The organism is Pseudomonas sp. SF2, from assembly GCF_036858055.1.
Taxonomy (GTDB): Bacteria; Pseudomonadota; Gammaproteobacteria; order Pseudomonadales; family Pseudomonadaceae; genus Aquipseudomonas.
In genome coordinates, this window is the sequence record NZ_JAMBDI010000039.1 from 1 (window position 1) to 25,622 (window position 25,622).

General features: G+C 63.8%; 22 protein-coding genes and 1 pseudogene. 11 read left to right on the forward strand and 12 right to left on the reverse strand.

Translation table 11 applies throughout. The features are described 5' to 3' along the window. Positions 1-175: 175 nt before the first annotated feature. Positions 176-1,267: an MBL fold metallo-hydrolase gene (locus tag M2S36_RS20280; RefSeq protein WP_333957743.1), complete on the reverse strand. Its 1,092-nt coding sequence runs from the start codon at positions 1,265-1,267 to the stop codon at positions 176-178. Between the two features lie 130 nt (positions 1,268-1,397). Here M2S36_RS20280 and M2S36_RS20285 point away from each other — a divergent pair. Both M2S36_RS20285 and M2S36_RS20290 read left to right on the forward strand, forming a co-directional pair. Further along, positions 1,398-2,472, forward strand: a pseudogene (locus M2S36_RS20285) (diguanylate cyclase). Between the two features lie 51 nt (positions 2,473-2,523). Beyond that, the gene (locus M2S36_RS20290; RefSeq protein WP_333957744.1) at positions 2,524-5,109 is read left to right on the forward strand and encodes a bifunctional diguanylate cyclase/phosphodiesterase; all 2,586 of its coding nucleotides are present in this window, start codon (positions 2,524-2,526) and stop codon (positions 5,107-5,109) included. A gap of 122 nt (positions 5,110-5,231) precedes the next feature. On the opposite strand, the gene M2S36_RS20295 is transcribed toward M2S36_RS20290, so the two are convergent. Beyond that, positions 5,232-5,561: a DUF2025 family protein gene (locus tag M2S36_RS20295; protein WP_015271519.1), complete on the reverse strand. Its 330-nt coding sequence runs from the start codon at positions 5,559-5,561 to the stop codon at positions 5,232-5,234. A gap of 122 nt (positions 5,562-5,683) precedes the next feature. After that, positions 5,684-6,592: a LysR family transcriptional regulator gene (locus M2S36_RS20300; RefSeq protein ID WP_207832860.1), complete on the reverse strand. Its 909-nt coding sequence runs from the start codon at positions 6,590-6,592 to the stop codon at positions 5,684-5,686. 111 nt (positions 6,593-6,703) lie between these two features. Here M2S36_RS20300 and M2S36_RS20305 point away from each other — a divergent pair, with 111 nt between their 5' ends. Beyond that, positions 6,704-7,462 carry an SDR family NAD(P)-dependent oxidoreductase gene (locus M2S36_RS20305; protein WP_241105937.1) on the forward strand — a complete coding sequence of 253 codons (759 nt, stop codon included), beginning with the start codon at positions 6,704-6,706 and terminating at the stop codon, positions 7,460-7,462. A gap of 81 nt (positions 7,463-7,543) precedes the next feature. Here the strand turns inward: M2S36_RS20305 and M2S36_RS20310 are convergent, their stop codons facing one another. The 7 genes from M2S36_RS20310 to M2S36_RS20340 all read right to left on the reverse strand — a co-directional run bounded on the left by M2S36_RS20310 (position 7,544) and on the right by M2S36_RS20340 (position 12,432). Further along, positions 7,544-8,401, reverse strand: coding sequence for an HlyD family secretion protein (locus M2S36_RS20310; RefSeq protein WP_333957745.1), 858 nt, complete (start codon positions 8,399-8,401; stop codon positions 7,544-7,546). Between the two features lie 12 nt (positions 8,402-8,413). Beyond that, the gene (locus M2S36_RS20315) at positions 8,414-8,620 is read right to left on the reverse strand and encodes a DUF1656 domain-containing protein (RefSeq protein ID WP_207832866.1); all 207 of its coding nucleotides are present in this window, start codon (positions 8,618-8,620) and stop codon (positions 8,414-8,416) included. Continuing rightward, positions 8,607-10,595, reverse strand: a complete 1,989-nt coding sequence (locus M2S36_RS20320; RefSeq protein ID WP_207832868.1) for an FUSC family protein — start codon at positions 10,593-10,595, stop codon at positions 8,607-8,609. The genes M2S36_RS20315 and M2S36_RS20320 overlap by 14 nt, the downstream gene beginning before the upstream one ends. 267 nt (positions 10,596-10,862) lie before the next feature. Continuing rightward, a complete protein-coding gene (ccoM, locus tag M2S36_RS20325; protein WP_003254862.1) occupies positions 10,863-10,979 on the reverse strand; it encodes a cytochrome c oxidase subunit CcoM in 117 nt (38 codons plus the stop codon). 135 nt (positions 10,980-11,114) lie between these two features. After that, positions 11,115-11,276: a hypothetical protein gene (locus M2S36_RS20330; protein WP_075046112.1), complete on the reverse strand. Its 162-nt coding sequence runs from the start codon at positions 11,274-11,276 to the stop codon at positions 11,115-11,117. 67 nt (positions 11,277-11,343) lie between these two features. After that, complete coding sequence (locus M2S36_RS20335) at positions 11,344-11,673, reverse strand: aspartate-semialdehyde dehydrogenase (protein WP_207832870.1); 330 nt, start codon at positions 11,671-11,673, stop codon at positions 11,344-11,346. Positions 11,674-11,736: 63 nt separating this feature from the next. Further along, positions 11,737-12,432, reverse strand: coding sequence for a M949_RS01915 family surface polysaccharide biosynthesis protein (locus M2S36_RS20340; RefSeq protein ID WP_207832872.1), 696 nt, complete (start codon positions 12,430-12,432; stop codon positions 11,737-11,739). Between the two features lie 163 nt (positions 12,433-12,595). On the opposite strand from M2S36_RS20340, the gene rapA reads away from it, so the two are divergent. Continuing rightward, positions 12,596-15,442, forward strand: coding sequence for an RNA polymerase-associated protein RapA (gene rapA, locus M2S36_RS20345; protein WP_233687001.1), 2,847 nt, complete (start codon positions 12,596-12,598; stop codon positions 15,440-15,442). 311 nt (positions 15,443-15,753) lie between these two features. Beyond that, positions 15,754-18,018 carry a putative bifunctional diguanylate cyclase/phosphodiesterase gene (locus tag M2S36_RS20350; protein WP_233694772.1) on the forward strand — a complete coding sequence of 755 codons (2,265 nt, stop codon included), beginning with the start codon at positions 15,754-15,756 and terminating at the stop codon, positions 18,016-18,018. Here the strand turns inward: M2S36_RS20350 and M2S36_RS20355 are convergent. Together M2S36_RS20355 and M2S36_RS20360 are read right to left on the reverse strand one after the other, a co-directional pair. Further along, entirely contained in the window at positions 17,918-18,805 is an 888-nt protein-coding gene (locus tag M2S36_RS20355; protein WP_207832876.1) for an NAD(P)-dependent oxidoreductase, read from the reverse strand. The two genes, M2S36_RS20350 and M2S36_RS20355, sit on opposite strands and share 101 nt — an antisense overlap. 204 nt (positions 18,806-19,009) lie before the next feature. After that, complete coding sequence (locus M2S36_RS20360; RefSeq protein ID WP_233687002.1) at positions 19,010-19,321, reverse strand: DUF2288 domain-containing protein; 312 nt, start codon at positions 19,319-19,321, stop codon at positions 19,010-19,012. A 358-nt stretch (positions 19,322-19,679) separates the two neighbouring features. On the opposite strand from M2S36_RS20360, the gene M2S36_RS20365 reads away from it, so the two are divergent. The 6 genes from M2S36_RS20365 (at position 19,680) to M2S36_RS20390 (ending at position 25,537) form a co-directional block, all read left to right on the forward strand. Then, positions 19,680-20,795 carry a branched-chain amino acid ABC transporter substrate-binding protein gene (locus tag M2S36_RS20365; protein ID WP_075046119.1) on the forward strand — a complete coding sequence of 372 codons (1,116 nt, stop codon included), beginning with the start codon at positions 19,680-19,682 and terminating at the stop codon, positions 20,793-20,795. A gap of 184 nt (positions 20,796-20,979) precedes the next feature. After that, positions 20,980-21,903, forward strand: a complete 924-nt coding sequence (gene livH / locus M2S36_RS20370; protein WP_207832879.1) for a high-affinity branched-chain amino acid ABC transporter permease LivH — start codon at positions 20,980-20,982, stop codon at positions 21,901-21,903. Beyond that, positions 21,900-23,156 carry a high-affinity branched-chain amino acid ABC transporter permease LivM gene (locus tag M2S36_RS20375; protein WP_063913105.1) on the forward strand — a complete coding sequence of 419 codons (1,257 nt, stop codon included), beginning with the start codon at positions 21,900-21,902 and terminating at the stop codon, positions 23,154-23,156. The genes livH and M2S36_RS20375 overlap by 4 nt, the downstream gene beginning before the upstream one ends. Continuing rightward, complete coding sequence (gene livG, locus M2S36_RS20380) at positions 23,153-23,920, forward strand: high-affinity branched-chain amino acid ABC transporter ATP-binding protein LivG (RefSeq protein WP_063913106.1); 768 nt, start codon at positions 23,153-23,155, stop codon at positions 23,918-23,920. The genes M2S36_RS20375 and livG overlap by 4 nt, the downstream gene beginning before the upstream one ends. Then, entirely contained in the window at positions 23,921-24,622 is a 702-nt protein-coding gene (locus M2S36_RS20385) for an ABC transporter ATP-binding protein (protein WP_013973921.1), read from the forward strand. 240 nt (positions 24,623-24,862) lie between these two features. Then, entirely contained in the window at positions 24,863-25,537 is a 675-nt protein-coding gene (locus M2S36_RS20390) for a COG3650 family protein (RefSeq protein ID WP_233694768.1), read from the forward strand. Positions 25,538-25,622: the final 85 nt, after the last annotated feature.

A 25,622-nucleotide genomic window follows, 5' to 3' on the forward strand; every position in this document is an offset into this window, starting at 1 on the left:
CACGTTGCAACAAATGTGGGAGCGGGCTTGTCCCGCGAAGCGCCGCGCGGGCGGCGCTCGATTTCATAGGCGCAGAAAGCGTCAAGGCGAACACTCGCGAAGCACCGCGCAGGCGGCGCTCGATCTCACAGGCACCAGAAGAACAAAGGCAGGCACCTTTCACAACCGCTGACCCTCAGCGCGTCGCTACCACGCGCTCATTCGCCTGCCCCCGCTGACGCACGGGCCGCGGCTGCCACCAGTTCTGCCCGGCGTGCGGAGAGACAAGGCTGACCCGTTCCCCCATCTGCGGCGTGCTCAAGCGCACCTGCGCCTGATTGGCCAGTGCCAGGATGCGTTCGAACGGCTCCTGCCAGCCATGGATGGACAAGTCGAAGGTACCGTTGTGAATCGGCAACAGCCAGCGCCCGCGCAAATCCAGATGGGCCTGCAGGCTCTGCTCCGGTTGCATGTGCACATCGGGCCAGGCGACGTTGTAGGCTCCGGTCTCGATCAGGGTCAGGTCGAATGGCCCGAAGCGCTCGCCAATCTGCTTGAACCCATCGAAGTAGCCGGTATCACCACTGAAGAATACCCGCACATCCTCGTCGACGATCACCCATGACGCCCACAAGGTCCGGTTGCTGTCCAGCAGCCCGCGCCCGGAAAAGTGCTGCGCCGGGGTGGCAACGAAGCGTACGCCCTCGACCTCGCTTTCCTGCCACCAGTCCAGCTGCCGCACCTTCGCCGATGCTACGCCCCAGGCCATCAGCCGGTTGCCTACGCCCAACGGCGCCAGGAACACGCCCGTGCGTGGTGCCAGTTGGCGAATGGCCTGTTCGTCCAGATGGTCGAAGTGATCGTGGGACAATACCACCGCAGCCAACGGCGGCAACTGGTCCAGCGCCAGAGGCGGCGCATGGAAACGCAGCGGACCGGCCCACTGCACCGGCGAGGCGCGCTCGGCGAACACCGGGTCGGTAATGAAGAAACGCCCGCGCAACTTGAGCAATACCGTGGAGTGCCCCAGGCGCCACAGGCTACGATCAGGTGCGTCGAGCACCTGTTGGCGGGTCATGGGCTGGAGGCTCACCGGTGTGGCCGGCCGGGTTTCCGGCGGCTTGCGCAGGAACAGGTACTTGAGCCCGATGCGCAGCTTCTTCAATACGCCATCCTGTGGCAACAACGCCTGGTTGTGAAAACGTCCTTCCCGCTGGGGCGCCGGCTCGCCTGCGGGGTTGGCCAAAGGGACCATCAGCAACACTCCGAGCAACAGGAAAGCCTTCATGTTACCCCACAGTGATCGGATCAACCGTGAATTGGCTTGTAAGGTCATTTGTCGTCGATGAAACACTGTTCAACAATATTCATGCGAGTTATGCGATAAACGGCGCTCCGGCAGAAGAACGATGACCAAGATGGATAAACGCAGCGGCAAAGGCCTTTCATTCGTCAAACGCATCTACCTGCCGCGTGTCATCGGCCTGGGGATCGGCCTGTTCAGCGTCATGGCCGCCATGGCCCCGCTGTCACCGCCTACCTGGGCGTGGCTGCTGGTGCTGTTCAACGGCCTGCTGTGGCCGCATGTGGCCTACCTGTGGGCCTCTCGTTCGGCCGCACCCTACCATGCAGAACAGCGCAACCTGGTGCTCGACTCACTGATGGGTGGGTTCTGGACCGCCGCCATGCACTTCAACCCATTGCCCAGCGTGACCGTGCTGTCGATGATGACCATGAACAACGTTGCCGCCGGCGGCAAACGCATGGTCTTTCGCGGGGTGCTGGCCCAGCTGGCCGGCATGCTCGTCGCCATCCTGCTGCTCGGCCCCGGCCTGCAACTGAACGCCACACCTCTGCAGGTCTATGCCTGCCTGCCGATGCTGACGCTCTACCCGCTGGCGCTGGGCTGGGTCTGCTACCAGCTGGCGATCAAGCTCGCCGACCACAAGCGCCGCCTGAGCGCCCTGAGCCTCACCGACAGCCTGACCGGCTTGCTCAACCATGGCGCCTGGAAAGACCTGCTGCTGCTGAAGTTCCAGGCCTGCCAGCAGCAACAAGGGCACGCGGTGATTGCCCTGATCGACATCGACCACTTCAAGACCATCAACGACACCTTCGGCCACGTGGTCGGCGACTGCGTGTTGCGCCAGCTCAGCGCCGAGCTACGGCGCAACCTGCGCGAAGGCGACCAGGCCGGGCGCTACGGCGGTGACGAATTTTGCGTGATCCTGCCGGACACCAGCGAGGCCCAGGCCTGCCAGGCCATGGAGCGCCTGCGCGAGCGGGTCGCCAGCTACCGCAACCCGCAGTTGCCACACCTGCGCATCAGCCTGAGCATCGGCCTGTCGGCATTCGAGGCCGACCTGGCGTCACCCGAGCACTGGCTCGAACAGGCGGACAAGGCGCTATACACCGCCAAGCATGCTGGCCGCGACCAGGTCAATTTTTGCCCACAGCGACGCCGCGGCGCTCAGGCTGGCCTATCCTGATTGAACCTCCTTCCTGACTACCTGGCGGGAGGCTGCCTGAAGGAGCCGCTCGCGCATGGCCAGGACCGCCAACCCTCCACCCGCTAGCCCTACACCGCGTTTCCAGGTGCGTCGCCTCATTGCCGGCTTCAGCGCAGTTTTCGGCCTGGTCTGTCTGGTCATCCTCGGCGCCCTGTTCAATATCGCGGGCACTCTTGACCACCAGGAGCGCCAGCGCAGTGCCTTGCAGGCGACCAAGGCGCTGGAACAAAGGCTGCTCGCCTCGCGCCAGTTCCTGTCCAGCTACGCCGTTTGGGATGCGGCCTTCGAGCACCTGGCAAGCCAGGCCGACTGGAAATGGGCCTACGAAGAAAAGAACGTGGGCGAGTCGCTGTACAGCGCCAGCGGCTATGAAGGGGTGTTCGTAGTGGAGGACTCGCGCACCACCTATGCCTTGTTCAAAGGCCGGCCTACCCAGGCAGCGGCCAATACCTATATCAATGCGGCGCTTCAGCCAATCATCGACCAGGCCCGGGCGGCGGCCGTCCCACGTGAACAGATTACCCGTTTCGTCCTGTTCAACGGTTGGCCGGCCGTGCTCAGTGCCGCGGCGGTGCGCCCTGACCGGGATGTCACCGATAGCGAGGTGAGCCAGGCGCCGGTGATGCTGTTCGTCGACCAGCTCACCGAGGAAAAGCTGGCACAGCTGAGCAGCGCTGCCGGCCTGACCGGCATGCACGTGGAAAACAATGATGTGGGTGAGCACGACCACTTGCGCATCGACCTCGGCGATACCGGCTACCACCTGTCCTGGAGCAGCCCGCTGCCTGGGCACCAGTTGTTGCGGGCAGTGTTGCCGCCACTGGCTGGTGCCTTGCTGATACTCGGCCTGATCATGCTGTACCTGTTCCGTCATGCCTTGCGCAGTTCGCGGGCGATCGACCTCACGCTCGCCCATCTGCAGCAGAGCAACCAGGCCCTGGAGGCCAGCGAGCAGCGTTTTCGCGCAGTGGCCGAGTCGGCCTCCGACTGGATCTGGGAAACCGACCGGCACCAACGCCTGACCTACCTGTCGCAACGCTTTGTCAACGTCACCGGCTACCCGGTGGACGACTGGCTCGGTCAACCGCTCAATCAGTTACTGGCCTGCGATACCACGCCGCTCTCGCCGTGGCTGGATGCCCTGGCCGCGGCCGACCCGCAACAACTGGCCAACCTGCGCTGCACTTACCGCGACCAAAATGGCCAGAACCGCTACTGCCGGATTTCGGCCCGCGCCATCTGGTACGACGGCAAGCCCGTCGGTTATCGCGGCACCGCCAGCGACATCACCGACGAGGTCGACGCCCATGCCCGCATCCAGCACCTTTCGCTGCACGACCCGCTGACCGGGCTGGCCAACCGCAACAAACTCGCCCGGCATCTCGAGCAGGCACTATTGCGCGGCAGCGATTCGCCGCCACTGACCTTGCTGCTGCTGGACCTGGACAACTTCAAGCCGATCAACGACTCCCTCGGCCATGCCGCCGGTGACGCCGTGCTGCAGGAGGTAGCAACGCGCCTGCGCGACAGTACCCGCGATGGCGACATGGTCGCGCGCCTGGGCGGCGACGAGTTCCTCCTGGTGCTCAGCGGCATGGACAACCGCAGTGAGATCGACCGCTTCTGTGCGCGCCTGATCAGCCTGCTGCAGCAACCGATCGTCTTCGATAGCCAGCCCCTGCACGTTGGCGCCAGCATCGGGGTCGCCCAGACCCGCACCCAGGGCTTCGATGCCGGCGAGCTGATCCGCTGCGCCGACATCGCCCTGTACCAGGCCAAGGCCGACGGCAAGAACACCTGGCGCTATTTCGCTGCCGAAATGAACCAGCAGATCCAGTACCGCCGCCAGCTGGAGAACGACATGCGGCGGGCCCTGCGCAACCAGGAGTTCGAGCTGTATTACCAGCCGCGCTACCGCCTCAGCGACCTGCGCATCGTCGCGGTCGAGGCCTTGCTGCGCTGGCAGCATCCGCAGGAGGGGTTGCTTGGGCCGGACACCTTCATCCCGTTGGCCGAGCAGAGCGACATCATTGTCGCACTGGGCCGCTGGGTGTTGCGTGAAGCCTGCCGCACCGCCCACGACTGGCCTGCCGACATGCTGGTTTCGGTGAACCTGTCACCTGCGCAATTCCTGCGCAGCGATGTAGTGGCTGATGTACGCGAGATCCTGCTGGAAACCGCCTTCCCAGCCCAGCGTCTGGAGCTGGAAATTACCGAAAACGTGATGCTCAACGATATTGAAGGTGCGCTGGGTACCATGCTGTCGCTCAAGGAGCTGGGCGTACGCCTGAACATGGACGACTTCGGCACCGGCTACTCGTCGCTGGGCTACCTGCGCACCTACCCGTTCGACAGCATCAAGATCGACAAACGCTTCATCGGCGGACTGAACAACACCGGTGGCAGCGACCGCGCCGTGGTCCAGGCCATCATCAACCTGGGCGAAGCAATGGGGCTTACGGTGACGGCCGAAGGGGTGGAGAGCGAGCAGCAGCTCAGGGCGCTGGCGAAGGACCGTTGCCACGAAGTGCAGGGCTATTACATGAGCCGACCGCTGGACAGTGCCGGGCTGGAGGCGTTGTTGCAGCAGGCAGCCCAGCGCTCGGCACCCTACCCGTAGCGTAGTTTGAAGGCTTGCGCAGGCCCTGTGGGAGCGGGCGCGTCGAGGCGTCGAACCGCCGCNNGCCGGTGCCATCCACCGAGTTGCATTCTTCGCGGGCACGCCCGCTCCCACAGGGATTTTCAGCACAGCTGCCGCAAGCTGCGCTCAGCCACGATTTCCGGCAGGTCGCGCCGGCGCAGGTAGGTGCGTAGCGGTTCACCGATGTTCAAACGGTCATCCACATGCTGCTCCAGCAACAGCGCCAGCCGTTCACGGCACAGGGCCATGCGCTGCCCTTGCTCGGGCCGCCAGACAAACTCGCTGCAGGGCGTAATGCTGGCGTCGGCCACGTCCATGCCGAACGAATCTTCGGAAAAACGCACGATATGCACACCGCGCTTGCCATGAAAACCGACAAAGCCCTTGAGCTGGTCGGCAGCGTTGCAGATGTCCTGGGAAGTGATGGCCATGACGTAACCTCGCAATGAAATCGGAAGATACGCACGCCAGGCGGGGGTGGTTGCCTCTACCGGGCAACTCGTGACTGGCAGCCTAACGCAAGCCGTCGCACAGGTGCCACGCTTTTCATCGATCAGCGGCCACCGTCAACCTGCGAATGCAGCACCTCGCCCAGCCACTGCATGAAGGCCTGCACCCGGCGTGGCACGTGCCGTTGCCGGGCATACAGCAGTGACACGGGCATGGCCGGGGCCTGCCAGCCTTCCAGTACCGAAACCAGCTCGCCGCGCTGCAGGTGCTCGGCCACGCCCACCGCCGGCACCTGGATCAGCCCCAGCCCGGCCAGGCAGGCCGCCGAGTAGGCCTCGGCATTGTTGACCGTGACCACACCGGCCATGGCCTGGAAGCGCAGTTCACCGCCCTGCAGGTATTCGAAACCGGCACTGCGCCCCCCCAGGGTGCGCACGTAATGCACCAGGTGGTGCTCGGCCAGGTCCTGCAGCGTGCGCGGCACGCCATGGCGGGCCAGGTAGCCAGGGCTGGCACAGTTGCGCATGCTCAGTTGCCCGACCGGGCGCGCCACCACGTCCAGGTCATGCAGGGCACCAATGCGCATCACACAATCGAAGCCTTCACGCAGCAGGTCGACCTGGCGGTCGGTGCAACTGAGCTCCACCTCCAGGCGCGGGAAGCGCTGCAGAAACTGCGGCAGCGCCGGGATGATGACCCGGCGGGCCATCATGGTCGGCAAGTCGACCCGCAGGCGCCCGGCCAGCTCGGCATCGTCGGCGCAGAACAGGCTCTCGATCTCGTCCATGCCCGACAGCAGGTCCTTGCTGCGCTCGTACAGCAAGGCGCCATCCTGGGTTGCCTGCACCCGGCGGGTGGTGCGGTTGAACAGCTGTGTACCCAGCAAACGCTCCAGCGCCCTGACCTGCTCCGACACGGTCGAACGGGGCAGCCCCAGGCTCTCGGCAGCCAGGGTGAAACTGCTGACCTCGCTCACCCGCACAAAGGTGCGCAACAACTCCAGCTTGTTCACTTGAACCTCGTCTATCCGGTTTTACCGAACAGTATTTCCATATTTTCTGGATTTATCAGCACAACACCGACCAATAACCTGTGCTCATCAGCCCACCATGAGGTTTTCACCATGACCCGCAAGATTGCCCTGATCACTGGCGCCAGCCGCGGCCTGGGCCGCAACACTGCCGAACACCTGGCCGCACGCGGCATCGATGTCATCGGCACTTACCACAGCAAGGCCGAGGAAGCCCAGGCCGTGGCCGCGCGGCTGGAGCAGGCGGGGGTCAAGGCCGCCATGCTGCAACTGGACGTCAGCGACAGCACCAGCTTTGCCGGCTTCGCCGAACGCCTGGGGGCAACCTTGCAGCAACACTTCGGTCGCGAGCGTTTCGACTTTCTGGTGAACAATGCCGGGATCGGCTTGAACGTGCCATACACCGAAACCAGCGAAGCGCAGTTCGACCAGTTGCTGAACATCCAGCTGAAAGGACCGTTCTTCCTCACCCAGCGCCTGCTGCCGCTGCTGGTCGACAATGGCCGCATCGTCAACATTTCCACTGGCCTGGCGCGCTTTGCGCTGCCGGGGTATGCCGCCTATGCCGCGATGAAGGGGGCGATGGAGGTGCTGACCCGCTACCAGGCCAAGGAACTGGGGGCGCGTGGTATTCGCGTGAACATTCTGGCGCCGGGGGCGATCGAGACGGACTTTGGCGGCGGTGTGGTGCGGGACAACCGCCAGGTGAATGAATACATTGCCGGCAACACGGCGCTGGGGCGCGTGGGCTTGCCGGATGATATCGGGGCAGCGATTGCGCTGTTGCTGGAAGATGGCAATGGCTGGATCAACGGGCAACGGCTGGAGGTTTCGGGCGGGATGTTCCTCTGAAATCGAGAATCTGGGGCCGCTTTGCGGCCCATCGCATGAGCCTGGCTTGCCGGCGATCGGGCCACGGAGTGGCCCCCTGCCTCATTGCTCAAGCACCTGCACACTGGCGGTCATCCCCGCACTCAGGGTCACTCCCTCCGGCACCTGGTCCAGGCGAATCCTCACCGGTATGCGCTGCGCCAGACGCACCCAGTTGAAGGTTGGCTCAACCTCCGGCAGCAACTGGCTGTCCGGGTTGCTGTTGCGGTCGGTGATACCGCGGCTGATGCTCTCAACATGCCCTTGCATCGGCTCGCCCGCGCCCATCAGCCAGACTTTCACCGCATCCCCCACGCGAATGCGCGGCAGCTTGGTTTCCTCGAAATAGGCCTGGATATAGAAGGTTGAATCGTCCACCAAGGCCATCACCGACTCCCCGGTGTTCACATAGTTGCCCTCGGCCAGGCGCAGGTTGGTGATATGCCCGCTGCGCGGTGCCCGCACTTCACTGCGCGCCAGGTTGATCCTGGCAACCTGCAACTGCGCCTGGGCCTCGTGCAGCTCACCGCGGGCTATGGCCGCATTGATCTGTGCATTTTCCCGCAATTCGGCACTGATCGCCTCCGGCCCCAGGGCGGTACGCCGGGCCGCTTCACGCTCGCGCAGGTGCAGTTGCTGGGTGCGGGTCTCGGTCACGGCGCTGGCCTGTTCGAAGGCCGCCTGGAAGCGCTCGCGATCGATGCTCATCAGCAGGTCGCCGGCCTTGACCTGCTGGTTGTCACGGGCCTTCAGCTCGCGCACCCAGCCAGACACATCGGGGGCGATCACCACCACATCGGCGCGCACACGGGCATCGCGGGTCCAGGGGGTGAGCATGTAGTACTGCCACAGCTGATAGCCGGCGAACACGGCAAGGGCCACCACACACAAGGTGACCAGGGTACGTACGGCCGCACGCATCGAAACACTCCTTTATAAGGTTCCCAACAGTCGCACCACCAGGAACAACACACAAACGAACAGCGCCGCGTCGAACAGCGCCTCATGCCAGATCCAGCGCCCCAACGGCGTGGCCTGCACCAGCAGACGCAGCAACCCGGTGAGCACCAGCGCCAGCAACACATAAACCAGAAAGGGACTGAACAGCACGCCGCCCACTTCCCACTCACGCAACCCCATGGGCTTCCTCCTGCCAGCGGCACCACTTGCCCCAGCTTTTCTGCAATTGCAGCACCGCCCCTTCGGCCAACCGCAGCGGATCGCTTGAGGGTAGCCGGCGCAAGGCGCCAATGAACTGTTCGCTGGCAGCATCCAGGCGCTGACCACGCCCGGGCGCCGGCCCCTTGGCCAGCACTGCCTCTACCTGCTGCAGGTACTCGCGCTCGGCCCGCCCCAACGGGGCCTGGGCAACCGCCAGGCACATGCGCAGGTGCACCAGTTCATCGCCGATATCCAGGCCGTGCAGGCCATCGTCCCAGCGCTGGCGCTCGCTCTCGGGTAGCTCGCCGGCATGCCGCGCCAGTTGCATCAGGCGGTCGGCCATGCGCCCGCCAAACCAGCTGTCGGCCCCGCGCAGGTCGCGCCGGGTCAGGCGCACCAGGTCGCTCTGGGTCGCCGCGCGCAGGCGCCGGCCCAGCCAGGCCGGGTGGCGAAACACCAACAAACGGAAGGCCATCACCGCCGCCGACACTCCCACCAGCATGGCCAAGGCACTGTTGAGCATGCTGGCCACGCCGAACTGCATGGCGTTGAGCGGCGACACCAGCACGATGAAGTGCAGGCAATAGGAGGTGGCCGTGGCCCCGGTCCGTGGGTGAGCCATGCCCAGTGCCCCAAAAAACAGCGGCACGCCCATGCCCAGGCAGAGCATGGCAAAGCTGCTCCATTGCGGCAGCAGTATCTGCCCGACCAGAAACGCCGCGGGTATCGCCAGGCAGATCCCGCGCAAAAAGCTCAGGCCGATCTGCGCACCGTTCTCGCGGCTGGCGAACAGGCTGCAGACCACGCAGGTCAGCACCAGGCCCCCCGGTGCCGAAGGCCAGGCGGTGGCCAGCCAGAAGCCGCTCATTACCAGAAAGGCCAGCGCACTGCGTGAGCCGAACAGCAAGGCCAGCGACCAGTCGCGGTGCGCGGCCAGGCCCTGGGACACATCCTTGGGCGCCCTGCCCGCTTCCACATCCTCCAGCGCCTGGCTGGCGGCCATGGCGTAATCCAGCAGCAGTGCCATGCGCGCCAGGCAGAAGTGCTCCGCCGGGCTGATCTGTTCATCGTGGGCGGCATCCCAGATGCGCTGGCGCAACAGCAACAGGCTGGGCTGGTCGGGCTTGCCCAGCAGGGCCCGCACCTCCTCCAGCCAGGGCGCCAGGCGTTCGGCTTCGCGCTCATCAAGTTGCCGCCATTGCCGGCGCACCGAGCGGGAGATGCGCAGCAGCACCATCAGTTTCTGGCTCAGGCCACGAATGGCGCGGGCACGCTGGCGCCCGCGGGTGCCTTCGAACCAGGCGTGTTCGCGCTGGCTGTCGATGGCAACGATACGCCCCAGGCTCTCCAGCAAGCCTTTGCGCGCCTCGTCTTCGCCGCCCAACATGGCACTGGCGGCCTGCAGGCCGTTCTGCCAGGCCTGGCGGGCCTGCCCACCCAGTTGCTGCTCTACCCGCATGGGCCAGAGCAAGGCACTGCTGGCGGTGGCACAGAAGATACCCAGGCAGATCTCGGTACAGCGCGCCACAGCCTGGTCGAACACCTGCAAAGGGTGGTTGATAGCCGGCAGGGCGATGATCGCCGCGGTGTAGCCAGCCAGCACGAAGGCATAGGCCCAGGCGCTGCGCAGCTGGGTGGAGGCGGCGGTACACAGGGCCAGCCACAGGGCCAAGGTAAGCAGGAACAGCCATGGGGTCTGGGCGAACAGGCCGATGAACAGCACCGACGCAAACGTACCGACCAGGGTGCCGGCCAGCCGCGCCAAGCCCTTCTGCACCACCATGCCCGACAGTGGCTGGGCGACGATGAAAGCGGTCATCAGTGCCCAGGACGGTTGCTCCAGGCCCCAGCGCATCGCCAGCCACAGCGCCAGGCCACCACCGAGCAGGGTCTTGATGGCGAACTTGAGGGCGAGGCTGCTGGGGGCGAACAGGGCCTGGAGGGTGATGGGCACGAGGCGGACCTTGCGGGGATGTTCTTGTAGAAAAGATAGACAATGATGGGAAGGATAAAGCAGAGACGATTAATTAGCTAGCTAATCATCTTTATGATCGACAGGTCCTCCTGTGCGGACCTCTTCGCGGGCCCCCCCTGCTCCCGCAAGCGATCGCGCGAAATCCGAACCCTGTGGGGTCGCTACAGGCAACACAAGAATTTCAGGCAAAAAAAATGGGCGACCGAAGTCGCCCTAAATGCCTTGCGTGCTCGTGTACCCGGAAGGTCAGCGCGGCTTGCGCTTGTTCGAGTCCTTCCAGATGAAAATGCCCAGACCGGCAAAGAAGGCGACCATCAACCCGACCGTTACCACTCCGGCGATAACCACGTTGTCGAAGAACATGCTGGCCTCCCCATTCGTTTGCCGTTGTCCGATGGGTGCAAGTTAACCAATGTGGGGGCGGGAAAAATTGATCGGTGTCAATGGTGCCCGGGGCCGGGCACGCGAGGCGGGTGCAGGGTTGACCTGCGTCAAATTTCAGCGCTTCTTCGGCTTGCCCTTGGGCTTCTTTTTCTTGGCGGTGTTCAACGGCAGGGCCTGCTCGAACGCATTACGCATTTCGTTCAGGCGCTTTTCCTTGAGGTCATGGACGCGCTTGGCGCGTTCAGCATCGAAATCGATGAGGTTGTCTTGGCTCATGGGTGGGCTCGACGATCAACTGAGACTTGCATGATGAAGCCAGGCGCAGGCGCTGACCAGCCCCGCGTCAGACTTCGATGTCTACCAGCAGCCCCTGGCGGACATGCTCGCCCATCAACGGTGCCACCGGCACGGTGTTGTCGGCGTTGACCTCGTCACCCGGCATCGCCGTGTAGCGTTCGTCGTCGCCCTTCTGCCGGCGTTGCTGCTGGCGGCGCTGCTCATCGCGCAGCAGCAACGTCTGCTCCTGCGGGTCACGCTGGTGCTTGAGGTCGATGGCACTTTCACCGGATGCAGGCTGCGTCGGCACCACCGGCTTGATGTCGGGGGTCGGTTTGACCGGGTCCTGTTGCGAAGTCACCGGGGCGGCACTGAGCGGAATGATCGGCGGCAGCATGGACGTTCTCCTATGCCCCCTGTATCGGCAGGCGCGGGTTTACCTTGATGGTACGCACGACACTTATTCGGCTTCTTCGTCAGGGTCGTCGTCGCTTGGCGGGCTGGCTTCGCTCCAGGGCCGCTTGTACACCTGCTGCCAGACCGCGTCCATGTGCTCGCGCAGCACCTGCGGCGCGCCTTTGAGCGAGGCACTGTCCTCGCGCTCACCACCGATCGGCTCTTCACCTGCCGGGGTAATCAGCGACTGGCCGGTGATGCTGTAGCTGGCCTGCCCTTCGCGCATCTCGATGACGATGTCGTGCGGGTCGATACCGCCGCCGCAGAAGGCGTGGCTGGCAACCGTCACCTCGGCGACGCCATCCTTGTTCAGGTCGCCGACATCGCTGACGTCGTTATAGAAGTCCACATCCAGGTCCAGGCCCGGGCAGGTGGTTTCCTGCTCGATCTGCCAGCGCGCCTTGAACGCGTCGCTTTCGGCGGTGCGCCCGTACAGCGTGGCCTTGAGTACCACCTTGTCCACTTCCTGCTCGCTTTCCGGGTCGCTGGCCTGGCCATCGCTGCGGCTCAATACCAGCAAGCCTTCACCATCGCGGTCACGAAAGTGCACGCTCTTGATCGGCGTCTGCACGCCCAGTACCTCAAGCTGCTCCATCGGGATGGCGGGCAAGGTCTCGAAGTTTTTCTGCTCGCAGGCGGCCAGCAGCAACAGGCTGCCCACGGCCATCGAAGTGCTGATCCAGCGGTGCTTGGCAGACATGTTGATCCGGGGCCCTCGTCGGCAGCACGGTGGGGGGCGATGAAGCGGCTAGACTGTTGCACTAGCTTTCGCACTTCGGCACCTTTCGATGCGCTCGGCACTTTGGTCTGACCGGCCGATCCGTTAACATAATCGGCTTTTTCATCGCGGGAGTTCAGGCAGTATGGCGCAGCAGTATCAACCGGGGCAACGCTGGATCAGCGACAGCGAAGCCGAGCTCGGCCTGGGTACCATCCTGGCGCAGGATGGCCGCCTGTTGACCGTGCTCTACCCGGCCACTGGCGACACCCGCCAGTATTCCCTGCGCAATGCGCCGCTGACCCGCGTGCGCTTCTCGCCAGGTGACCAGATCACCCACTTCGAAGGCTGGAAGCTGACCGTGCGCGAGGTCGAGGACATCGACGGGCTGATGGTCTACCACGGCCTGGACGGGCAAAACCAGCCGCGCACCCTGCCAGAAACCCAGCTGTCGAACTTCATCCAGTTCCGCCTGGCCAGCGACCGCCTGTTCGCCGGGCAGATCGACCCGCTGTCGTGGTTCAGCCTGCGCTACAACACCCTGCAGCACAACAGCAAGCAGATGCAGTCGGCGCTGTGGGGCCTGGGCGGCTGCCGTGCCCAACCCATCGCCCACCAACTGCACATCGCCCGCGAAGTCGCCGACCGCAGCGCGCCGCGCGTTTTGCTGGCCGACGAAGTGGGCCTGGGTAAAACCATCGAGGCCGGCCTGGTGATCCACCGCCAACTGCTGTCTGGCCGCGCCAGCCGCGTACTGATCCTGGTGCCGGAAAACCTCCAGCACCAGTGGCTGGTGGAAATGCGCCGCCGCTTCAACCTGCAGGTGGCCCTGTTCGACGCCGAACGCTTCATCGAAAGCGACGCCAGCAACCCGTTCGAGGATGCCCAGCTGGCGTTGGTGGCCCTGGAGTGGCTGGTCGACGACGAAAAGGCCCAGGACGCGCTGTTCGCCGCCGGCTGGGACCTGATGGTGGTGGACGAAGCCCACCACCTGGTCTGGCACGAAGACCAGGTCAGCGCCGAATACGGCCTGGTCGAACAGCTGGCCCAGGTGATCCCGGGCGTGCTGCTGCTCACGGCCACCCCCGAACAGCTCGGCCAGGACAGCCACTTCGCCCGCCTGCGCCTGCTCGACCCCAACCGTTTCCACGACCTTGCCGCCTTCCGCGCCGAAAGCGAACACTATCGCCCGGTGGCCGAAGCCGTACAGGAACTGCTCGACGAAGGCCGCCTGTCGCCCAAGGCCCACGCCACCATCCAGGGCTTCCTGGGTGCCGAAGGCGAAGCCCTGCTGGCCGCGGTCAACGACGGCGATACCCAGGCCAGCGCGCGCCTGATCCGTGAACTGCTCGACCGCCACGGCACCGGCCGCGTGCTGTTCCGTAACACCCGCGCGGCGATCCAGGGCTTCCCTGAGCGCCAGCTGCACCCTTACCCACTGGCCATGCCCGAGCAGTACCGCGACCTGCCAGCAGGCGAACATGCCGAGTTGTACCCGGAAGTTGCCTTCCAGGCCCAGGGCGAGGTGGCCGAGGACGAGCGCTGGTGGCGTTTCGACCCGCGCGTCGACTGGCTGATCGACACCCTGAAGATGCTCAAGCGCACCAAGGTGCTGGTGATCTGCGCCCATGCCGAAACCGCGATGGACCTGGAAGATGCCCTGCGCGTGCGCTCCGGCATCCCGGCCTCGGTATTCCATGAAGGCATGAGCATCCTTGAGCGCGACCGCGCCGCCGCCTACTTCGCCGACGAAGAGTTCGGTGCGCAGGTGCTGATCTGTTCCGAGATCGGCAGCGAAGGCCGCAACTTCCAGTTTGCCCACCATCTGGTGATGTTCGACCTGCCGGCGCACCCGGACCTGCTCGAACAGCGCATCGGCCGCCTCGACCGTATCGGCCAGAAGCACACCATCCAGCTGCATATCCCGTACCTGCAGGACAGCCCGCAAGAACGCCTGTTCCAGTGGTACCACGAAGGCCTCAACGCCTTCCTCAATACCTGCCCTACCGGCAACGCCCTGCAGCACCAGTTCGGCCCGCGCCTGCTGCCGCTGCTCGAAGGTGGCGAAAGCAAGGCCTGGGAAGCCCTGGTGGCCGACGCCCGCAGCGAGCGCGAACGCCTGGAAGCCGAACTGCATACTGGCCGTGACCGCCTGCTGGAGCTCAACTCCGGCGGTGCCGGCGAAGGCCAGGCGTTGGTCGAGGACATTCTCGAACAGGACGACCAGTTCGCCCTGCCGATCTACATGGAAACCCTGTTCGACGCCTTCGGCATCGACAGCGAAGACCATTCCGAGAACGCCCTGATCCTCAAACCAAGCGAGAAGATGCTCGACGCCAGCTTCCCGCTGGGCGACGACGAAGGCGTGACCATCACCTACGACCGTGGCCAGGCGCTGTCGCGCGAGGACATGCAGTTCCTCACCTGGGAACACCCGATGGTGCAAGGCGGCATGGACCTGGTGCTGTCCGGCTCGATGGGCAACACCGCCGTGGCGCTGATCAAGAACAAGGCGCTCAAACCCGGCACCGTGCTGCTTGAACTGCTGTTCGTCAGCGAGGTGGTGGCACCGCGTAGCCTGCAGCTGGGCCGTTACCTGCCACCGGCGGCACTGCGCTGCCTGCTCGATGCCAACGGCAACGACCTGGCGTCCCGCGTGGCCTTCGAAACCCTCAACGACCAGCTGGAAAGCGTGCCGCGCGCCAGCGCCAACAAGTTCGTCCAGGCCCAGCGTGACGTGCTGGCCCAGCGCATTGGCAGTGGCGAGGCCAAGGTCATGCCGGCCCACGTCGAGCGCGTGGCCGAAGCCCAGCGCCGCCTGACAGCGGAAGCCGACGAAGAACTGGCCCGTCTGGTCGCGCTGCAAGCGGTCAACCCGAGCGTGCGCGACAGCGAGATCGAAGCGTTGCGCAAGCAGCGCGAAGAGGGCCTGGCGATGCTGGACAAGGCCGCACTGCGCCTGGAAGCCATTCGCGTGCTGGTGGCTGGCTAATACAGTTCAGAAACCGCCGCCTTTGTGGAAGCGGCCTTGTGTCGCGAAAGGGCCGCAACGCGGCCCCAGAATTGAAGCGCAATAGTTGAAATTGCCGGGGCTGCTTTGCAGCCCNNCAAGGCCGCTCCCACAGGGGGCCAATTTTCAGAACCCACGTACATATTCCAGGCTGCGATCAGGTTCATAACCAAATCGTAGAAATCAATGTGCTATTAGTCAGGAAGGCTTAAACACCTCTTCCTATACTGCCTCTGGACAGTCTGCACAGGGTTGTAGCGCAGACGAGTGAAAACTCGATCATGAGGCATTCCATGGAATGGCTGGGGCTGCAACTGTTCGCCGACCTGCCGGCAACCGGGCGCATCGTCATCGATTGCCGACATGACCCGTTCCTGGTTCTGCTCGCCTACTTCGTCGCCTGTGCGGCCTGCTTCGCCACACTGGACATGGCCGAGCGCCAATCCCACAGCGAAGACCCCACCGCCCACCGACAATGGAACATGCTCGGTGCCTGCTGCCTGGCCGGTGGTATCTGGGCCATGCACTTCATCAGCATGCTGGCCTTCCAGGCACCAGTGGAAGTGCACTACGACGCGTCCCTGACCATCCTTTCGCTGCTCATCGCCCTGGCCGTCGCCTGGCTGGCCATGCACAGCCTCGACCGCAGGCATATGCGCGCACACCATTACCTGCCAAGTGCAGTGCTGATCGGCCTGGGGATCATTCTGATGCACTACGTCGGCATGGCCGCCCTGGAAACCGGCGCCCGCCAGTACTACCAGACCGGCCTGCTGCTGGCCTCTGCCGCCATTGCCATGCTCACCAGCCTGGCGGCGCTTTGCCTGGCCCGCTACTTCCGTCATGGCAGCGGTACCCTTCACCAGGCCATGAAATACGGCGCCAGCCTGCTGATGGCCGGCGGCATCGTCGCCACCCACTTCACCGCGATGTCCGCCATGACCCTGGTCATCCCGGCCGACACCGCCCTGCGCCTGCCCTCTGGCGACAACAGCCTGCAACTGGGGCTGGGCATCGGCTTCATCACCCTGCTGATCAGTGGTGCCAGCATCAGTAGCGCGCTGGCCGACAAGAAGCTGCAAAGCAAGGAGCACGACCTGCGCCGGGTCAGCGTGCTGCTCAGCCAGCTGGACCAGGCCCGCGCGTCGCTGCAGCAGGCCGCGCACTACGATGCCCTGACCAACCTGGTCAACCGCCGCGGTTTCAACCAGGTGTTCGCCGAACGCCTGGCCGAACACCAGGCCACAGAGAGCCGCCTGGCGGTAATGTTTCTCGACATCGACCATTTCAAACGCATCAACGACAGCCTCGGCCACGACGCCGGTGACGAACTGCTCAAAGTGATCGCCAGCCACATCAAGGCCGCCACCCGCAACCACGACCTGGTCGCGCGCTTTGGTGGCGACGAGTTCTGCGTGGTCACCAGCCTCAACAGCCGCGACGAAGCCCGCCACCTGGCCCAGCGCATCATGCAAAGGATGAAAGAGCCCATCGACCTGGGTGGCCGACGCATGGTCATGACCACCAGCATCGGCATCAGCGTCTTCCCCGACGACGGCACCACCGCCGAAGAGCTGCTAAAGCATGCCGACCTCGCCCTGTACCAGTCCAAGGGCGGCGGACGCAACAGCCTGAACTTCTTCAACGACAGCCTGAAGACCCGGGCCTCGATTGCCTTGCAACTGGAAGAAGAACTGCGCCTGGCCCTGCTCGAGGAGCATGGGCTGTGTGTGCACTACCAGCCAATCTTCGACCTGCGCAGCAGGCAAGTGGCCAAACTGGAAGCCCTGGTGCGCTGGCAACACCCGCAACACGGCCTGCTCGGGCCCGAGCGTTTTGTCGCGATCGCCGAAGCCAATGGCCTGATCATCGACCTCGACCTGTGGGTGCTGCGCCACGCCTGCGCCGACCTGGCCTACCTGCAGCGGCACGGCTATGGCAGCCTCAAGGTCACGGTCAATTGTTCGGCCGTCACCCTCAGCCACGACGAACTGCCCAATGAAGTGGAGAAGGCACTGTTCCACGCCGGGCTCGCGCCCTGGCAGCTCGAACTGGAAGTGACCGAGAACGCCCTGATGGGTGACATCCAGCGCACGGTCAACCTGCTCAAGCGCGTGCGCGCTCTGGGCGTGGCACTGTCAATCGATGACTTCGGCACCGGCTACTCGTCACTGGCCTACCTCAAGCGCCTGCCGCTCGACGTGCTGAAGATCGACCGCAGCTTCCTGCAGGATGTACCGGCTAGCCAGAAGGACCGCGAGATCGTCCAGGCGATCATCGTCATGGCGCATACCCTGCATTTACAGGTGATCAGCGAGGGCGTGGAGACTACCAAACAGCTGGCGTTCCTCGAAGCTCACGGCTGCGACTACCTGCAAGGCTACCTGCTGGGCCGCCCGGAGCCGCTGGCCGAACTGCGGCCGCTGCTGGAGCGGCTGCAGCACCAGAGCGGTGTGTTCAACCCTTGCTGCGGTACAGTTCAACCAGGGTCGCCGGATCTTTTTGCAGGTACCCCTGGCTTGCGTGCAGGCGCATCAATTGCGCAGCGAGGCCACTGAGCGGCGTCGCCGAGCCTTGCTCGCGGGACAACTTGACCGCGCCATCGAGATCCTTGAGCAGCGTGCGCACGTGCCACTTGATCGGTTCGAAGCGGCTCTCGGCCATTTGCGGCGCGAGGATCTGCAACGGCCTGGAGTCGGCAAAGCCGCCAGCCAGCGCTTCGGCGATCAGCGTCGCATCGACACCGGACTGTTCAGCCAAGGCCACCACTTCGGCGATCACCAAGGCATTGCAGGCCACGATCATCTGGTTGCAGGCCTTGGTCACCTGGCCCGCGCCTACCGCCCCCATGTGCGTCACACGCTGGCCAAGTACCTGCAGCACCGGGCGGGCGCGCTGCAGGTCGGCCGCCTCGCCACCGACCATGATCGCCAGGGTGCCGGCTTCGGCCCCGGGTGTGCCACCGGACACTGGCGCATCCAGCCAGGCCATGCCGCACAGTGCCGCCAGCTCGGCAGCCATTTCACGGGTGGCGGTGGGTTCGAGACTGGAAAAATCGATCAGCAACTGGCCGCTGCGGCCGCCCTGGGCAATGCCTTGCTCGCCGAACACCACCTCGCGCACCACGGCCGTGTCGGCCAGGCACAGCAGCAGCATGTCGCTGTCGCGGCACAGTTCGGCAGGGCTGCTGGCCAGTCGCGCGCCGGCGGCGACCAGCGCAGCGCACTTGTCCGGGCTGCGGTTCCACACGGTCAGCGGGTAGCCCGCTGCCAGCAGGCGCCGGCACATGGGCAGGCCCATCAGGCCGATGCCGGCAAATCCAAGCGAAGGTAGTGCAGTGCTCATCGATTACTCCTGACTGGTTCGAACATTTTCCAGGCAGACCACAAGGCCGCTCCCACAGGGTTTCGCGTCGCCTGGAAGACGGTGGGGCATTACGCATCCCGTAAACTGTTACCGCCACGCCGAATTGTTACTTCCCTCTACCCACCTTGAGCGCCATCAAGCACCAAAATGGGCCTGTTGCGCATTTTCGCGCACCAAAAACGATCATGCCTCTGCGGTGCGCTTCACCTGGATCACGATAAACGGCGAAACCACCACCGCCCAGATCTCTGGATCGCGGCTTTGCAGATCCAGGGCCTGCTCGGCAGTCACCGGCCCAACGGTGCCATCACTACGCCACTTGGCGAAGATCTCGCTGCGATTCTCGGCCATCGCCTCAGCAACGGCGATCAGGTCGAGGGTTGGGTCGACCCAAATCAGGTCACCCTTGGCCCAGAAACGCTCCAGCGCTTTCCACTCGATGATTGCCGTCTCGCCAAGCAATTTGGCATAGAGGGTGCTTGTTTGATCACTCATGGGTGGTATCCACAAAAATCGGCCAATGAAAAGGCCGGCATTTTTGCAGAAAAACCCGGATTCAAATATGTAATTTGGTCGAATCATCCCGAAGTTGCGGGATGGAGTCGCAGATGCAGGCAGTTTGATGGCGCCTTTCTGTACTTTTGTGTCGACCAAGCGACAACCCAGGAAGCAGGCACTTTTCGACCGCTTTTCAAGCGCTCGAACAGCGCTCTACACTGCACCGGTACAGTTCCGGGACATGTTCCGGGGGACGGTGGGCTTGCGCGTTGGCATGGCCACGCCGCAAATCCCGCCCGGTCTGTAGCCCTGGCCGCCAGGACTATAAGAATTACAACAGAATGAGTGGAGCACTATGATCAAGATTTCCAAGCTGTTCGCCGCAATGGTTCTGGCCGGGGTAGCCAGCCATTCGTTTGCCGCCGATACCATCAAGATCGGGATCGCGGGCCCCAAGACCGGCCCTGTGACCCAATACGGCGACATGCAGTTCATCGGCGCCAAGCAAGCCATCAAGGATATCAACGCCGCGGGCGGCGTAGATGGCAAGATGCTCGAAGCCAAGGAATACGACGACGCCTGCGACCCTAAACAGGCCGTAGCAGTCGCCAACAAAGTGGTCAACGACGGCGTCAAGTTCGTCATCGGCCACCTGTGCTCCAGCTCCACCCAGCCTGCGTCCGACATCTACGAAGACGAAGGCGTGATCATGATCACCCCGGCTGCCACCTCCCCGGAAATCACCGCCCGTGGCTACAAGCTGATCTTCCGTACCATCGGCCTGGACAGCGCCCAGGGCCCGGCCGCCGGCAACTACATCGCCGACCACGTCAAGCCGAAGGTGGTCGCCGTCCTGCACGACAAGCAGCAGTACGGTGAAGGCATCGCCACCGCGGTCAAGCAGACCCTGGAAGGCAAAGGCACCAAGGTTGCCGTGTTCGAAGGCCTGAACGCCGGTGACAAGGACTTCTCCTCGATCATCCAGAAGCTCAAGCAGAACAACGTCGACTTCGTCTACTACGGCGGCTACCACCCAGAACTGGGTCTGATCCTGCGCCAGGCTCAGGAAAAAGGCCTGAAAGCCAAGTTCATGGGCCCGGAAGGCGTGGGCAACGACTCCATCTCGCAGATCGCCCAGAACGCCTCCGAAGGCCTGCTGGTAACCCTGCCAAAGTCGTTCGACGCCGACCCTGCGAACAAGAAGATCGTCGACGCCATCAAGGCTGACGGCAAGGACCCAAGCGGCCCGTTCGTGTTCCCGGCCTACTCGGCTGTCGAGCTGATCGCCCAGGGCATCAAGGCAGCCAAGTCCGAAGACGCCGAGAAGGTGGCCGAGGCCATCCACGCCGGCACCTTCAAGACTCCGACGGGCGAACTGTCCTACGACGCCAAAGGCGACCTGAAAGACTTCAAGTTCGTGGTCTACGAATGGCACTTCGGCAAGCCGAAGACCGAAGTCTCCCCTCAGTAACTGCGTGACTAATAGCTGACCTAGGAGCCCACTGTGCGAGCAGTGGGCTTTGTTTTACGAGGTTCATGGGCCTGATCCCCGCGATCCGGGGGCCGGCTCACCTGAAAATCTTAAAACCGTCACCCGCGGTTTCCTGGCCTACCCCCGCCAGCGAAATGCAAATCAGGTTTTTAGGAGCGCTGTAATGCCTGAGATCTACCATTTCTTCCAACAACTGGTTAATGGATTGACCATCGGCAGTACCTATGCCTTGATCGCCATCGGCTACACGATGGTGTACGGCATCATTGGCATGATCAACTTCGCCCACGGCGAGGTGTACATGATCGGTTCCTACGTGGCCTTCATCGCCCTGGCGGGCCTGGCCATGATGGGCATCCATTCGCTGCCGATCCTGATGACAGTCGCCTTCGTCGCGACGATCTTCGTCACCAGTGCCTATGGCTACAGCATCGAACGGGTTGCCTACCGCCCCCTGCGCAACAGCAACCGCCTGATCCCGCTGATTTCCGCCATCGGCATGTCGATCTTCCTGCAGAACACCGTCTTGCTGTCGCAAGACTCCAAGGACAAGTCCATCCCCAACCTGATCCCCGGCAGCTTCTCGTTCGGGCCGGGCGGTGCTGAAGAAGTACTGATCAGCTACATGCAGATCCTGGTGTTCGTGGTCACCCTGATAGCCATGACCTGCCTCACCCTGTTCATCTCCCGTTCCCGCCTGGGCCGCGCCTGCCGCGCCTGCGCCGAGGACATCAAGATGGCCAACCTGCTGGGCATCAACACCAACAACATCATCGCCCTCACCTTCGTCATCGGTGCCGCTTTGGCGGCAGTGGCGGCCGTGCTGCTGAGCATGCAGTACGGGGTGATCAACCCCAACGCCGGTTTCCTGGTGGGCCTGAAGGCCTTCACCGCGGCGGTGCTGGGTGGCATCGGCAGCATCCCGGGCGCCATGCTCGGCGGGCTGGTGCTCGGCGTGGCCGAAGCGTTCGGTGCCGACATCTTCGGCGACCAGTACAAGGACGTAGTGGCATTCGGCTTGTTGGTTCTTGTCCTGCTATTCCGGCCGACCGGCATCCTGGGCCGCCCGGAGGTTGAAAAAGTATGAACAGAAATCTCAAACAGGCGTTCTTCAGCGCCTTGCTGGTATGGGCCGTGGCCTTCCCGGTACTGGGCCTGAAACTGAGCATCGACGGCATCAGCCTGTCCGTGCACAGCCAGGGTTCGTTCAACCTCAGCATCATTGCCCTGTGCTCGGTGCTGATGTTCCTGCGCGTGCTGTTCGACAAGCAGTGGAGTTCGGTAATGGGCCGCCGTTCGGATCGCAAGCTGATCCCGCCGGCCGTCAGCAACTACCTGACCCTGCCGAAGACCCAACGCTACGTGATCATGGGCCTGATCGTCGCGGCACTGGTGTGGCCGTTCTTCGGCTCGCGCGGTGCGGTCGACATTGCCACGCTGATCCTGATCTACGTGTTGCTGGGCCTGGGCCTGAACATCGTGGTCGGCCTGGCGGGCCTGCTCGACCTGGGTTACGTCGGCTTCTATGCCGTCGGCGCCTACAGCTATGCCATGCTCTCGCACTACCTGGGCTGGAGCTTCTGGGTTTGCCTGCCGATCGCCGGCCTGATGGCCGCTACCTTCGGCTTCCTGCTCGGCTTCCCGGTGTTGCGCCTGCGCGGTGACTACCTGGCGATCGTGACCCTTGGCTTCGGCGAGATCATCCGCCTGTTCCTGCGCAACCTCACCGACTGGACCGGCGGCCCCAACGGCATCAGCAACATCCCCAAGCCGGAGTTCTTCGGCCTGACCTTCGAACGCCGTGCCGCCGAGGGCATGCAGACCTTCCATGAGTTCTTCGGGCTGGAATACAACTCGATCAACAAGGTCATCTTCCTCTACCTGGTGGCCCTGCTGCTGGCCCTGCTGGCGCTGTTCGTGATCAACCGCCTGCTGCGCATGCCGATTGGTCGCGCCTGGGAAGCCCTGCGCGAAGACGAAATCGCCTGCCGCGCCCTGGGCCTGAACCCGACCGTGATCAAGCTGTCGGCATTCACCCTGGGCGCCTGCTTCGCCGGTTTCGCCGGCAGCTTCTTCGCTGCGCGCCAGGGGCTGGTGACGCCGGAGTCGTTCACCTTCATCGAGTCGGCGATCATCCTCGCCATCGTCGTGCTCGGCGGCATGGGCTCACAACTGGGCGTGATCCTCGCGGCCATCGTGATGATCCTGCTGCCCGAGCTGATGCGTGAGTTCAGCGAATACCGGATGCTGATGTTCGGTGCGCTGATGGTGTTGATGATGATCTGGCGTCCGCAAGGCCTGCTGCCTATGCAACGTCCACACATGGAGCTGCGTCGATGAGCCGCGAAATTTTGCAAGTCAGCGGCCTGAGCATGCGCTTCGGCGGCTTGTTGGCGGTCAACGGCGTGGGCCTGACCGTCAAGGAAAAACAGGTGGTGGCATTGATCGGCCCGAACGGTGCCGGCAAGACCACCGTGTTCAACTGCCTGACCGGCTTCTACAAGCCCAGCGGCGGCACCATCCTGCTCGATGGCCAGCCGATCCAGGGCCTGGCCGGGCACCAGATCGCCCGCAAGGGCGTGGTGCGGACCTTCCAGAACGTGCGCCTGTTCAAGGAAATGACCGCACTGGAAAACCTGCTGATCGCCCAGCACCGCCACCTGAATACCAACTTCTTCGCCGGCCTGTTCAAGACCCCGAACTTCCGCCGCAGCGAGAAGGAGGCCATGGAACGCGCGCAGTACTGGCTGGAGAAGGTCCACCTGACCGAGTTCGCCAACCGTACCGCCGGCACCCTCGCCTACGGCCAGCAGCGCCGCCTGGAAATCGCCCGCTGCATGATGACCCAGCCGCGCATCATCATGCTCGACGAACCGGCAGCGGGCCTGAACCCGAAGGAGACCGAAGACCTCAAGGCGCTGATTGCCTACCTGCGTGAGTCGCACAACGTCACCGTGCTGCTGATCGAGCACGACATGAAGCTGGTGATGAGCATTTCCGACCATATCGTGGTGATCAACCAGGGTACCCCCCTGGCCCACGGTACGCCGGAAGAGATCCGCGACAACCCTGACGTGATCAAAGCCTACCTGGGGGAAGCGTAAATGCTGAAGTTCGAGAACGTTTCCACCTTCTACGGCAAGATCCAGGCGCTGCACAGCGTCAATGTGGAGATCAACCAGGGCGAGATCGTTACCCTGATCGGCGCCAACGGTGCCGGCAAGTCGACCTTGCTGATGACCCTGTGCGGCTCGCCGCAGGCGCACAGCGGCAGCATCAAGTACCTGGGTGAAGAACTGGTCGGCCAGCCGTCTTCGCACATCATGCGCAAGAGCATCGCGGTGGTGCCGGAAGGGCGCCGTGTGTTCTCCCGCCTGACCGTCGAGGAAAACCTGGCGATGGGTGGCTTCTTTACCGACAAGGGCGATTACCAGGAGCAGCTGGACAAGGTACTGCAACTGTTCCCGCGCCTGAAGGAGCGTTATATCCAGCGTGGCGGCACCATGTCCGGTGGCGAGCAGCAGATGCTCGCGATTGGCCGGGCGTTGATGAGCAAGCCCAAACTGCTGCTGCTCGACGAGCCCTCGCTGGGTCTGGCGCCGATCATCATCCAGCAGATCTTCGACATCATCGAACAGCTGCGTCGTGATGGCGTGACGGTGTTCCTGGTGGAGCAGAACGCCAACCAGGCGCTGAAGATCGCAGACCGGGCCTATGTGCTGGAGAACGGCCGGGTGGTGATGCAGGGTACCGGTGAGGCACTGCTGACTGACCCGAAGGTACGCGACGCGTACCTGGGGGGTTGATCGGGAAAAGGGCCTTCGGGCCCTTTTTTCTGCCTGCCGGATTTTGTATCGCCTGTATCGGCCTCTTCGCGGGCTTGCCCGCTCCCACAGGTATCGCACAGTATTCGAAGCCTGTGCCGAACTTGTGGGAGCGGGCAAGCCCGCGAAGAGGCCGGCACAGGTTTACCAAAGGCTTGTGATCCCCGCCGAGCCTGAGTAACGTGGCCAGCTCTTTGGCAAAGATCCCCCGGAGCCCGCCTCATGCGCCTCACCCCCACCCTGCTGCTCACCGCCCTGCTGCCCCTGTTCGCCGGCTGCCAGCTCATGGCTGACGCCCCCAGCGACCCGAACATCGGCACCACGCGCATGCAGGGCGAGCTGCGTGCTGCCGGTGGCCAGCTGCTGTTCAAGCCGTGCAGTGAAAACCGCACTTTCGTGATCAACGACGTCGCCGCTACCGGCATCCTGCAGGAAGCCGCCAACCTCGCCAAGGACGCCAACGACAAGCTGTTCGCCGACGTCCGTGGCCGCCTCACCGGCAGCAAGCAGGCCAACAACGACGGCCAGCTGGAAGTTCGTCGCCTGTACCGCCTGGAACCTTCCACCCGCGCTTGCGAAGACCCCAACTTCAAGCAGCTGACCCTGCGTGCCAACGGCCACGAGCCAGACTGGGACATCAAGGCCAGCGGCAAAGGCATGGTGCTCAACCGCGTCGGCCAGGAACCCCTGCCCCTGCCCTTCCTGGAAGAACAAGTGCCCGGCGGCGGCCTGACCCTGACCAGCGAAGCCAACGGCCAGCACGTGGAGCTGTGGGTTGCGCCACAACGCTGCGTAGACACCGCCACCGGTGCCATCCACCACCTGCGCGCCGAACTGCGCATCGACGGCAAGACCCTGCAGGGCTGCGGTTACTACGGCGGTGCGCGCGACAACTGATCGCCGGGCGCTTTTATCCTGCCAGTCGAGGCGGCTAACAGCTTATACTTGGCGGTTTGTGTAAAGCCGCCGGCCGCCCATGGCC